10 protein-coding genes and 1 pseudogene are annotated in these 10,633 nt (G+C 44.0%); 8 read left to right on the top strand and 3 right to left on the bottom strand.

What is annotated here, in order from left to right; genetic code table 11:
• Nucleotides 1–1,080 (top strand): site-2 protease family protein (locus BCT81_RS07775; protein WP_241908180.1); only part of this gene is annotated, 1,080 nt, incomplete at its 5' end.
• Between the two features lie 127 nt (nucleotides 1,081–1,207).
• Here the strand turns inward: BCT81_RS07775 and BCT81_RS07770 are convergent.
• Nucleotides 1,208–1,996: a M48 family metallopeptidase gene (locus BCT81_RS07770; RefSeq protein WP_008221465.1), complete on the bottom strand. Its 789-nt coding sequence runs from the start codon at nucleotides 1,994–1,996 to the stop codon at nucleotides 1,208–1,210.
• Nucleotides 1,997–2,145: 149 nt separating this feature from the next.
• On the opposite strand from BCT81_RS07770, the gene BCT81_RS07765 reads away from it, so the two are divergent.
• The 5 genes from BCT81_RS07765 to BCT81_RS07745 all read left to right on the top strand — a co-directional run bounded on the left by BCT81_RS07765 (nucleotide 2,146) and on the right by BCT81_RS07745 (nucleotide 5,952).
• Nucleotides 2,146–2,571 carry a hotdog fold thioesterase gene (locus tag BCT81_RS07765; protein WP_004738033.1) on the top strand — a complete coding sequence of 142 codons (426 nt, stop codon included), beginning with the start codon at nucleotides 2,146–2,148 and terminating at the stop codon, nucleotides 2,569–2,571.
• An 80-nt stretch (nucleotides 2,572–2,651) separates the two neighbouring features.
• Nucleotides 2,652–2,885, top strand: a complete 234-nt coding sequence (locus BCT81_RS07760; RefSeq protein ID WP_008221462.1) for a DUF3389 domain-containing protein — start codon at nucleotides 2,652–2,654, stop codon at nucleotides 2,883–2,885.
• Between the two features lie 162 nt (nucleotides 2,886–3,047).
• Entirely contained in the window at nucleotides 3,048–4,739 is a 1,692-nt protein-coding gene (locus BCT81_RS07755) for an SgrR family transcriptional regulator (protein ID WP_102423748.1), read from the top strand.
• A gap of 36 nt (nucleotides 4,740–4,775) precedes the next feature.
• The gene (locus BCT81_RS07750; RefSeq protein ID WP_102423747.1) at nucleotides 4,776–5,681 is read left to right on the top strand and encodes a DMT family transporter; all 906 of its coding nucleotides are present in this window, start codon (nucleotides 4,776–4,778) and stop codon (nucleotides 5,679–5,681) included.
• A gap of 19 nt (nucleotides 5,682–5,700) precedes the next feature.
• Nucleotides 5,701–5,952, top strand: a complete 252-nt coding sequence (locus BCT81_RS07745; protein ID WP_008221456.1) for a hypothetical protein — start codon at nucleotides 5,701–5,703, stop codon at nucleotides 5,950–5,952.
• 92 nt (nucleotides 5,953–6,044) lie between these two features.
• On the opposite strand, the pseudogene BCT81_RS07740 reads toward BCT81_RS07745, so the two are convergent.
• Nucleotides 6,045–6,649, bottom strand: a pseudogene (locus BCT81_RS07740) (DUF2238 domain-containing protein).
• 199 nt (nucleotides 6,650–6,848) lie between these two features.
• Between BCT81_RS07740 and BCT81_RS07735 the strand changes: the two are divergent.
• Both BCT81_RS07735 and BCT81_RS07730 read left to right on the top strand, forming a co-directional pair.
• Nucleotides 6,849–7,688, top strand: a complete 840-nt coding sequence (locus tag BCT81_RS07735) for a 2OG-Fe(II) oxygenase family protein (protein ID WP_102423746.1) — start codon at nucleotides 6,849–6,851, stop codon at nucleotides 7,686–7,688.
• Nucleotides 7,689–7,852: 164 nt separating this feature from the next.
• Nucleotides 7,853–8,488, top strand: a complete 636-nt coding sequence (locus tag BCT81_RS07730) for a DNA-J related domain-containing protein (protein ID WP_102423745.1) — start codon at nucleotides 7,853–7,855, stop codon at nucleotides 8,486–8,488.
• Nucleotides 8,489–8,567: 79 nt separating this feature from the next.
• Here the strand turns inward: BCT81_RS07730 and mrdA are convergent, their stop codons facing one another.
• Complete coding sequence (gene mrdA, locus BCT81_RS07725; RefSeq protein WP_102423744.1) at nucleotides 8,568–10,466, bottom strand: penicillin-binding protein 2; 1,899 nt, start codon at nucleotides 10,464–10,466, stop codon at nucleotides 8,568–8,570.
• Nucleotides 10,467–10,633: the final 167 nt, after the last annotated feature.

Below are 10,633 nucleotides of genomic sequence, written 5' to 3'. Positions count from 1 at the left end.
GAATTACTCGCGATAGAGTTTCTTGGTAAACCGCTTCGTTTAGAAGGATCGATGGCAGGGTGGCAGCAACTGTTTTGGGACAACACATTAGTGTCTCAATTAGATGCGACTTCGGAAGATGGTGATGTGCGAACACACACATTTATGCTTCGTTCTGGCGAAGAAACGTTGCAGTGTCACGTCGAATCTACGGTTCAGTGGCAACCTTTTGAGATGGCTTATAAGGCGCTGGTTAACGGACAAGTCATCACCGAAGGAAGCCGTAATACTAAAGACATCGAACAGCAAACTCCGGTTGTCGCGCCTAAACCTGAAAAACGTTTTAGCCTGATTGGGTTAGTATCGCTTGGAATGAAAGCGCTTAAGAGTGCTAAGTTGATTAAAGTGGTGCTTGCATCTGCAAGTTTAGCGGCATATTCGTGGCTATTTTCTATCCAGTTCGCTCTCGCTTTGATCGCTTGCTTGATGTTCCATGAATATGGACATATTAGAGCCATGAAATACTTTGGTATGAAAACGAAAGGTATTTATCTTATCCCTTTCCTCGGTGGTTTAGCACTCTCTGATGAGAAGATTAATACACGATGGCAAGATGTCGTTATCTCAATCATGGGGCCTTTATTTGGACTGATATTGTCGCTTGTGTTTACCGTTTTGTATTGGGTGACAGGCGAGATGTTTTTTGCCGGCCTTGCGGTATTTAATGCCTTACTTAACTTATTCAACCTACTGCCGATTTTGCCGCTTGATGGTGGTCATGTTCTAAAAAGTATCAGCTTTTCGATGAACAGTGTGCTCGGTATCGTTCTATGTGTCGCAGCGGCTGTAGGCGGCGTTATTCTAAGTTATCAGTTGAATCTAACACTGTTTGGCTTCCTATTGATTATGGGTAGCGTTGAAATACTGTTTGAATGGAGAGGGCGCCACCATAGCCATTTATTACCACTAGATAGATATGGCCAAGTAGTTTCTTTCCTTTGGTATGTAGGTCTAGTGTCTAGTTTGATCGGCGTTATTTGGTATTTTGCTTCTACAGGCGACCAGCTACTAAGCCTACCGTTACAGATCCTTGGTACTTAATACTCTTGCGATAGAGTCAATGTCAGAGCAAGAATCTCACTAAACGAAAAACGCCCTATCCAAATGGTTAGGGCGTTTTTTATGGAGTCATCACCGCGTCGTGTTGGTAAAGCGCTCCGGACTTACATTATGCCTTACAGTTTGGTCTTGCTACATTCGATTGAGGTAGCGTTGTTATTTTTGACTGTAAGTCTTTAATACGAGTACTGTGCGAAGGGTGAGTAGAAAGAAGCTCTGGTGGTTGGCTTCCACCTGACGCTTTCGCCATGTTCTGCCACAAATCGACGCTCTGTTTAGGGTCAAAACCAGCTTGCGCCATGTATTCTAGGCCAACAATATCGGCTTCAGACTCTTGAGTTCGCCCATAAGGCAGAATCACACCATATTGAACCCCCAAGCCTAATGCGGCCATGGTCATCCCTTGATATTGCTTGTATTCAGATGAACCCAAAGCAACACTCGTAATCGATAAACCTGTATTAGCGATCTGTGATTGGGACAAACGTTCGTTGCTGTGATCAGCTAAAACGTGCGCGACTTCGTGTCCGATGACGGTAGCCAATTGGTCTTGGTTCACTGCAACCTTAAGTAACCCCGTATAAACACCAATTTTACCACCAGGTAGGGCAAACGCGTTTACTTGGTCACTATCAAAAACAACGACTTCCCATTCACTAAAACCTTGCTTAGGAATGTGTTGAGTAATACTGTTCGCAACACACTGTACATAGGCGTTTGTTTTTGCATCTGTACTAATAGGTTGCTCTTTCTTCATCTGTTCGAAAGATTGCGCGCCAAGTTGAGACATATCTTTGTCTGAAAACAGCAGCAATTGATTTCTTCCTGTTGGAGAAGCGCTACATGCGGTTAAGCCTGCGAGAGTGAGAAGCGAGGCAAACTTCATCCATGACGTCATACAATATCCTCTGTGTATTCGGTTTTTATGCATGTTAACATCAACTTGCGTAATGGCTAATAGCTATAAGATAACTTATTAGATGTAAGACAAGAACAGACACCAATAACAAACTCTGCTCAAGCGATAACAAAAATTAAGGAAACTGCATGACCATTTGGAAAAAGCCTGTTGACCTAGATACCTTCAACGCGACCTCAAAAAATACCTTAATTGAGCACCTCAACATCGTTTATACCGAGGTAAACGACAATTCATTAGTAGCGACGATGCCCGTTTGTCACTTCACTCACCAACCACTTGGTATGCTTCATGGAGGCGCTTCCGTTGTGCTTGCAGAAACGCTCGGCTCATTAGCAGCAAATTTCTGTGTGCCAGAAGGCTACTACTGTGTTGGACTCGACATCAACGCTAATCATGTAAGATCAATGCGTGAAGGGCATGTTATCGGCACCGCTGAGCCAATTCACCTTGGTGTATCGACACAAGTATGGCAGATAAATATTACTGACGAGCGTCAACGCTTGGTCTGTACAAGCCGTTTAACCATTGCAGTAAAAAAGCACAAACGATAAAACGATCGTTTATTGGTGACACCATTGTGACCACCAGTTTGAACCCCGTTAACTAACCACAATTCTAGTTTGAGAAATCCATGGTCATAACCTTTAAAAATGGAAAAGTCATTGCAACAGCGCACGAGCTTGTTGTTCGTTTAGATGGTGAACACAGAGTCACGCTTCAAGCGCAAGTCGATGCGATTCAACTGATCGGAAAAGGGGCAAATGTCATCTCAGCCAATGGCTCTGAATGTAAGTGGTCAATAAAGTTAGACGATGAACAACAGCTTCGCGACATCGCCAATGAAATTGGTTGTGATGTGATGTAACCCTATGTCTGCAAAGCGCTTTGCCGTCTTGCTATCTTAGTCAAAATAAACTTACCTACTCAAATTCGATATTTCTGTGTAAAAACATTATCAGTTAGATTGATTTTCACTAATAAAATGAGGAAACTGAATTCATTGTCCCTTGAATAAGTTTTCCTCTTTATGAGTAGCCCAAGACTTCGCGTTCAATTTGAAACCCTGTTTGAATACTTCGATGGTAAAGACGCTGATGTTCAGCTTGATGACATAACAGATGTACTCTGTTGTACCCGTCGAAATGCTAGAATGGTACTCAACAAACTCGAAGAAGAGGGCTGGGTAGAGTGGCTACCTGCGGCTGGTCGAGGTAAGTTATCCCAACTCATCTTCAAGCAGAATCGTTGTGACGTTAGCGAAAACTTGGCAAGGCGCTACTTAGAAGAAGGTAAGATTGGACAAGCGCTATCCGTTCTTGACCAAAATGCTGCAAAGCTAACCCAAGTTATCCAAAACTACCTCGGGGTTCAATATCAAGAGGGTGAACAGGTCATTCGTTTGCCTTATTATCGCCCGCTTTCCATGCTTAATCCGACAAAGTCGATGCGTCGCTCAGAACAACACATCGCCTGCCAAGTCTTCAGTGGTTTAACGCGTTTGGATGAAAACGATCAGCTCCAGCCTGATCTTGCCCACTCTTGGCAGCAAATCAGTGACTATCAATGGCGGTTTTTCTTGAGACCCGGTGTGCGCTTCCATAATGGTGAGCCACTCATGACAAATCACGTCGTTGATACACTGCTAGCACTCGAGCCACTTAATATGTTCTCCCATATTAAAGACGTATCATCTCCGGCCAATTGCGTCGTTGATGTCTTTCTAACGCGCCCGGATAAATACTTCCCACTCGCGCTTACAGAATCCGTCGCAAAAGTGACGTTGCCGATGATTTTACGTGGCGAGGACTACGATATTCGTCCAATTGGTACTGGTCCATATCGCATTGAAAAGAATGACGAAAAACAACTCGTATTAACCGCTTTCAATGGCTACTTTGGCTTTAGGCCGCTGATTGATCGTGTCGAGGTATGGGTCGTGGATGAAGCCTATTCGTCCATGGTTTATCCAAGCCTTTCTAAGCCGGTTATGGCTGATCGCGGAGATAGCGATGAAGTAGAGCTCGATCCGGGATGTACGTATCTATTGCTAAACAGAAAGAAAGGTATCGCGAAGGACCCTGCATGGGCGGAGTTTTTATCCAATGCGCTAAATGCTGCCGATCTTTTTGTACACATTCCCAAAGAGACCGTCATTGATCTGGGTGTATTGCATGCTTATGGCATCAAGCCTGGTTGGTACGATATCAAGTTAAAAGTTCCGCAGTGTCCACCAGCCGATACTAAGCCTGCAGTAAAGTTAGCCTATCAGTGCCAACACCCAATGTTTCCTACGCTCGCGAAAGCCATAGTGACGGTTCTCAAGCAATATAACGTTGATGTTGAGCTTTTCGGTTACGAAACCGATCCACCGCATGCGGATGATGTAGATATTTGGATAAACCCAATGGGAATTGCAAACAACAGAGACGATGCGTTGGCATGCTGGCTTATGGATTACAGTTTCCTTGATGAGTCGAGCCCAGCAGAAGATTTTGATCAGTGGTGCCATATGATCGATCGTTGGCGCTCTGGTGAATTTGAGCAGTTCCCAGCAAGGCAGCTCGGTAAGCAACTGGTACAAAGCAATCAATTGATTCCCATGTTCCATTGTTGGCTAGGTGTAAACAAAGACCAATGTGGCACCTTGCAAAACGCGAAGTGTAATGCGCTTGGTTGGTTCGACTTTAGCCAAGTTTGGGTTAAACCTGACGTTGATTAATACGCGGATAGTGTCAGCAAGGGTAAGGGAACAATAATGCAAACCGTCTTAGTGACATTAATTACGCTGGTGGCCTTTGCGGCCAACTCGGTGCTTTGCCGATGGGCATTGATGGATCAAACCATCGATCCTTTGAGTTTCTCCGTTATACGTATTTTATCTGGCGCGTTTACTCTATTGATTTTGCAAGGTATAGCGTCCCACAATAGCAATAACACAGCTGAACTTAGCCCTACATCGCTATTTTCTAAGCTCAAATCTCAATTCAGTCTAGTCTCAGTCGTGCCATTGATCGTTTATATGTTCGGATTCTCGTTTGCACATTTAGAACTGGGAGCCGGGCTTGGCGCGTTAGTGTTGTTTGTTGCGGTACAATTTACCATGATTACGGCTCATCTCATCTCAGGTAATAAGATGTCCTTGATTGAGTGGGCGGGTTGTTTGCTCTCTGTTTCAGGACTTGTTTATTTGTTAATGCCGACCAGCACAACCAATACACCTGATTTAGTTTCAATTGCGCTAATGTCATTGGCAGGTATCGGGTGGGGTATTTATACCTTGGCCGGAAAGCGATCTTCAAATGCTCTGCTGTCAACAACGGCCAACTTTGGGTTCTGTTCATTGATTGTCTTGGTGTTTATCTCACCATGGCTCGTAGTACCAAGTTCAGCTCTTGATATTTCGATGTCTGAACAAGGGTTCATTTATGCCGTATTGTCTGGCTCTTTAGCTTCAGGGGTTGGTTACAGTTTGTGGTACTACGTAGTGAAGAAGCTCAATACTGTCGTGGCATCAATCGCACAGCTTTCGGTTCCGGTTATTGCGACGCTCGGCGGCGTACTGTTGCTCTCGGAGCCTGTCACCATGCAATTTGTTATTTCATCAACCATCATATTAGTCGGCATAAGCTTAGTGCTTGTAGCGCCTAAACTTAAACAATAAGAATCAGCACGTTACCTTTATGGCGAAACCAAACAAGAAGCAACCCACGAAAACCGTTCAAATATTTTGTGCGAAATGCAAAACACAGTTATTCAAATATCGAAAAGGCGGTAAGGGTGCGCTCGTAAAATGTTTTAAGGAAAGGATTGTCGAAGACTTTACTACAGAGCCGTGCGTTTGCCCTGAATGTGGAATTGAGTTTGCTCGAGATACGTTAGTACGAGGCACACCCGCATTTAAGTTCGTGGGTGGTAAGGTCACTATGAAATAGCCTTGAAGCTAAAACACAAAAATGCCACATCGTATAGCACGTGTGGCATTTGAAAGTAAGTCTTGAATAAACTGAGTTAACGAAGTGTTTGGCTAAACTTTGGTACGTCCTTGAAGCTTTAGAAGCAGCAGTGAGACGATAGCTCCGCTCGTATCACATAGCATGTCTTTTTGCGCATCCCAAATATCACCTTGTGAACCAAGGAAAGCGATACCTTCATCACCACCTGCGATTTCAGCATACCACCACTCAATAATTTCATAGCCTGCCGCAACACTCATGATGGCAAACAGTGCAAAGAAGCACGCAATCACGGGTTGAGCCAATTTCTTCCGAATAAGATATTCAGCGAGTGGGTAGGCATAAAGCCCGATAGAAAAGTGCGCGACTCTGTCAAAATTGTTGCGCTCAGAGCCAATTAACTGATTAAACCAATCGAACGGTACCTGCGCAAAAGTGTACTTAGCGCCAATCGTGTGCAGTGCCAACCAAATGAACATCAAAACATAAGCGGTTTTTGAAAATGTTAATTTAGTGGATAGCCACCAAATACCGATAAGAATCATTAATGCAGGTACGATTTCCGCAACCCATACGGCTCTCGAAGAGGGAGCAAACGCTGAGAAAAAAAAACAACGAGATACAAAACAGTGAGCGAAAGTAGAGGTCTATTTTGAGCAAGTGGCGTAATTGTCATCATCAGATCCTATATAAGTTTTATGTATAGTTACACAATAATGAACACCGTTCAATTGGGTTTTGATTACCAAATTTGTTGAAAAGTAGCGTTATCGCCCAGTATCTAGACAAACGGTTGCGAGAGTTTCACTAAAGTTTGATTTACAACAAAGCGGACCATAAAATCCCCGTATCACTACATAACAAGAAAGAAAGTCATGAAACTGGAAACTGTCGATTATCTTGCTAACGACGCAGCAGAACAATTTGTTCGCTCTTTACGTGAAACTGGATTTGGCGTACTGAAAAATCACCCAATCCCAAAAGAGCTTGTTGAGTCAATTTACGAGAACTGGTACCAATTCTTCATCTCTGAAGAGAAAGAAAACTTCCACTTCAATGTTGAAACACAAGATGGATATTTTCCACCTTCAGTATCTGAAGTTGCAAAGGGCCACACAGTAAAAGACATCAAAGAGTACTTCCACGTATATCCTTGGGGTCAAATTCCTGAGCAGCTTAAAGAACAGATTCTAGACTACTACCAACGTGCTAATGCTTTTGCTCAAGAGCTATTAGGTTGGGTTGAAGCGCACGCACCTCAAGAAGTGCAAGAGAAGTTCTCTATCGCTCTATCAGAAATGATCAACGGTAGCGAACAAACTCTGCTTCGCGTACTTCACTACCCACCAATGCAAGGTGATGAAGAACCAGGAGCAATCCGCGCTGCAGCACACGAAGACATTAACCTTCTTACTGTTCTACCTGCGGCAAACGAGCCTGGACTACAAGTTAAGTCTCAAAATGACGAGTGGCTAGATGTACCGTGTGACTTCGGCAACATGATCATCAACATCGGTGACATGCTGCAAGAAGCATCTGGCGGTTACTTCCCATCGACGACTCACCGTGTTATCAACCCAACTGGCGCACGCCAAGAAAAGTCTCGCATCTCACTGCCACTTTTCTTGCACCCGAAACCAGAAGTGGTTCTTTCTGAAAAGTACACAGCAAACGAGTACCTAATGGAGCGCCTAAGAGAGCTTGGCGTTATCTAATTCGTCTGTTTTCGTATACTAAAGGTCAGCATAATGCTGGCCTTTTTGCTTTGTAAATACATAACTGGTTGAAATTTATTTAGTTTGAAACTCGACAAACCACGACAGATCGCTTATCAATTAATTATATACACACATGCATATGGCTGCGGGCTCAATTAATTATGTCAGACAACCTAGACTCATCGAGTCATCAAAATATTAGTTGCCAGTTTCAAGCACACATGGAAAACCCGTTGCTTTGGCCAATCATGGAAGTGCTCAAACAAAAGCCGACGGGGTGGAAAGTGCACACCTTGGCTACGCATCTCAACGAGCTCGGCTTTATTCCTGTCCTTGATCCGGTTCCAGAGAAGGAGTTATTCAAGAAGAACTTCTTAATCATGAACGCGCTTTACCAACTGCAAGAGACGCTATACCCAGATAATTGGCTGCAAGTTCAAGCGATGGAGATAGAACTAATGTGTGGTCGATATCACGGAAGTACACACGCTATTGACCACCAAGACCCGTTGCGTGAGTACTACATTGATTGGTTGAACTATGAAGCCGAAGAGGGTGAAGTTAAGCGACTATTGAATGAGTTTTGGACCCGCTATAAGAAGTTTGTTGGTGGTAGTGAAACAGACATGGACCGAAACCGAGCATTGAGCTTGTTTGAGTTACCACTAGACGCTTCACCGGAAGAAATACGTAAACAGTGGAGAAGGCTTGCGCTTCGTTGGCACCCAGATAGAGATGAGGGTAACACCGCCCAATTTCAAACCTTGTGTGAAGCTTGGCATGTGTTGCGAAGCTAAAGTTCTCAGTTAGATGTATTGTGGTTTATGAACGACAAAGCCCCACTTTAGACGAGTGGGGCTTTGTACGTTTTGTCAGTTATGAGTTGTCTTTACTCACACCGCTTTTATGTTCGAATGCGTAATCAAGCACTTTACGAATGTAAGGAGCACCGACCTTAGAGCCACCATTACCATGTTCAATAACGACAGTTGCAACGTAATCCGGGTGTTCATACGGAGCAAAAGCAGTGTAGAGTGCGTGATCAAGCAAGTGCCTTTCTAACTCTTTCGAGTTGTACACCTGATCTTTTGCTAAGCCAAATACTTGAGAGGTACCAGATTTACCACCACTCGTGTATTTTGTTCCTTTAAACGCTCTTCTACCACTACCACGACTACCGTGGTTCACTAATCTCATCGCATTAATTGGTACATCCCAAATCTTGTCTGGGACTTCATCGATGGATGACATTTGTTTAGGTTCTATTAGCAGTTGAGTCTCTAAGTCTTCACCGTGATCGAGTGTTGCTCGTAGGATATGCGGAGGCATCACCTTGCCATGATTGACTAACACAGAGGTCGCTTTAGCAAGTTGTAAGGGAGTCGAGGTCCAGTATCCTTGTCCAATACCGATCGGTACCGTGTCACCTTGATACCAAGGAGTGCGGTAGCGCATCATCTTCCAATCTCGTGTAGGCATGTTGGCGTTACTCTCTTCGTAGATGTCGATGCCCGATGGTTTACCAAAACCAAAACGGTTCATCCACGTGCTAATACGGTCGATGCCCAGGTCGAAAGCCATTTGATAGAAAAAGGAATCGACCGACTCTTCAATCGCTTGTGTCACATCAACAGGACCGTGCCCCCAACGCTTCCAGTCGCGCCAGGCTTTAGAGTTAGATTTAGACCCAGGAATGCGCCATACGCCGTGGTCATTACGGATGGTATTTTCAGAAATAACATGTTCTTCCAAGCCCGCAACAGCGATAAACGGCTTAACAGTAGAAGCGGGCGGATAAACACCTAACGTCGCTCTGTTTACCAATGGATGAGCAGGGTCATTAAGAAGTGTTTGATAATTCTTGCTAGAAATGCCATCAACGAATAGGTTAGGGTCGTAACTCGGGCTTGATGCCATAGCCAAAACACTGTTGTCTTTCGGGTCTAGGACAACAGCACTGCCAGTGCGATGATCAAGTTGTTCGAACACATACTTTTGCAGTTCAAGATCAATGTTGAGTACGATGTCTTTACCAGCAACAGGAGGAACGTACTTTATCGTTCTGACGATGCGGCCTCGGCTATTTACCTCAACCTCTTGATAGCCTTTTTGTCCATGAAGTATGTCTTCATAGTATCGCTCAACGCCGAGCTTACCAATGATAGTCGTCGCTTGATAATTCGCTTCTTTACCTTGTTCTTCCAGTTTTCTTAAATCGTTGTCATTGATGTGTGCAACGTAGCCTAATACATGGGTCAGTACTTCACCGTTAGGGTAGAAACGCTTTAAGCTGGTATCGATTGTCAGTCCTGGAAACAAGTATTGGTGAACCGAGAATTTTGCGATCTCTTTTTCCGTCAGGTTCTCTAATATCGTAACGGACTTAAAGCGGCGGGTATTGCGATAGCGCTTTTTAAAACGCGTAATTTGCTCTTCACTCAGTGGAATGTACTCGTTGAGCTTGCTCAGCATCACGTCTACATCTTTTGTTTGCTCAGGGATCATGGTGAGTGAAAACACCAGTTTGTTTTCAGCCAACAACACACCATTTCTGTCGTAAATTAATCCTCGCGTAGGGGCGATAGGGAGCACTTTGATTCGGTTCCCGTCGGCGCGGGTTTGGTAGCTATCAAAGTTTTGAACTTGAAGTCGGTATAGGTTACCGACTAAGACGAGAGTGAAAAGCAGAATACCTATGAATGCGACAATAACACGGTTTCTAAACAGGTTTACTTCACTTTTATGATCACGCATTTTTACGCGTTTGTGGTACATCAAATCTTAGCCTGTTACATTTAGTTACACTTGTTTAGGCGGACTTTACCATAGCTTCGTAAAAATAATGTCATGTTTTATGAGCTTCTCAAAGATAACCAGAGTTATATAAATTATGGGAAAGGAAGTGAAGGGCGATAACCAGCTTATTTATCGTGCACAAAGTT

This window comes from Vibrio sp. 10N.261.52.A1 (genome assembly GCF_002876325.1).
GTDB classification, from domain to species: Bacteria; Pseudomonadota; Gammaproteobacteria; order Enterobacterales; family Vibrionaceae; genus Vibrio; species Vibrio chagasii.
This window is presented reverse-complemented; position numbering and strand designations above follow the sequence as displayed.

What these genes read in the sequence shown, in the direction of transcription:
- mrdA (WP_102423744.1), bottom strand. Translation starts at nt 10,466, where the DNA reads ATGTACCACAAACGCGTAAAAATGCGTGATCATAAAAGTGAAGTAAAC.
- BCT81_RS07750 (WP_102423747.1), top strand. Translation starts at nt 4,776, where the DNA reads ATGCAAACCGTCTTAGTGACATTAATTACGCTGGTGGCCTTTGCGGCC.
- BCT81_RS07765 (WP_004738033.1), top strand. Translation starts at nt 2,146, where the DNA reads ATGACCATTTGGAAAAAGCCTGTTGACCTAGATACCTTCAACGCGACC.
- BCT81_RS07730 (WP_102423745.1), top strand. Translation starts at nt 7,853, where the DNA reads ATGTCAGACAACCTAGACTCATCGAGTCATCAAAATATTAGTTGCCAG.
- BCT81_RS07755 (WP_102423748.1), top strand. Translation starts at nt 3,048, where the DNA reads ATGAGTAGCCCAAGACTTCGCGTTCAATTTGAAACCCTGTTTGAATAC.
- BCT81_RS07760 (WP_008221462.1), top strand. Translation starts at nt 2,652, where the DNA reads ATGGTCATAACCTTTAAAAATGGAAAAGTCATTGCAACAGCGCACGAG.
- BCT81_RS07735 (WP_102423746.1), top strand. Translation starts at nt 6,849, where the DNA reads ATGAAACTGGAAACTGTCGATTATCTTGCTAACGACGCAGCAGAACAA.
- BCT81_RS07745 (WP_008221456.1), top strand. Translation starts at nt 5,701, where the DNA reads ATGGCGAAACCAAACAAGAAGCAACCCACGAAAACCGTTCAAATATTT.
- BCT81_RS07770 (WP_008221465.1), bottom strand. Translation starts at nt 1,996, where the DNA reads ATGACGTCATGGATGAAGTTTGCCTCGCTTCTCACTCTCGCAGGCTTA.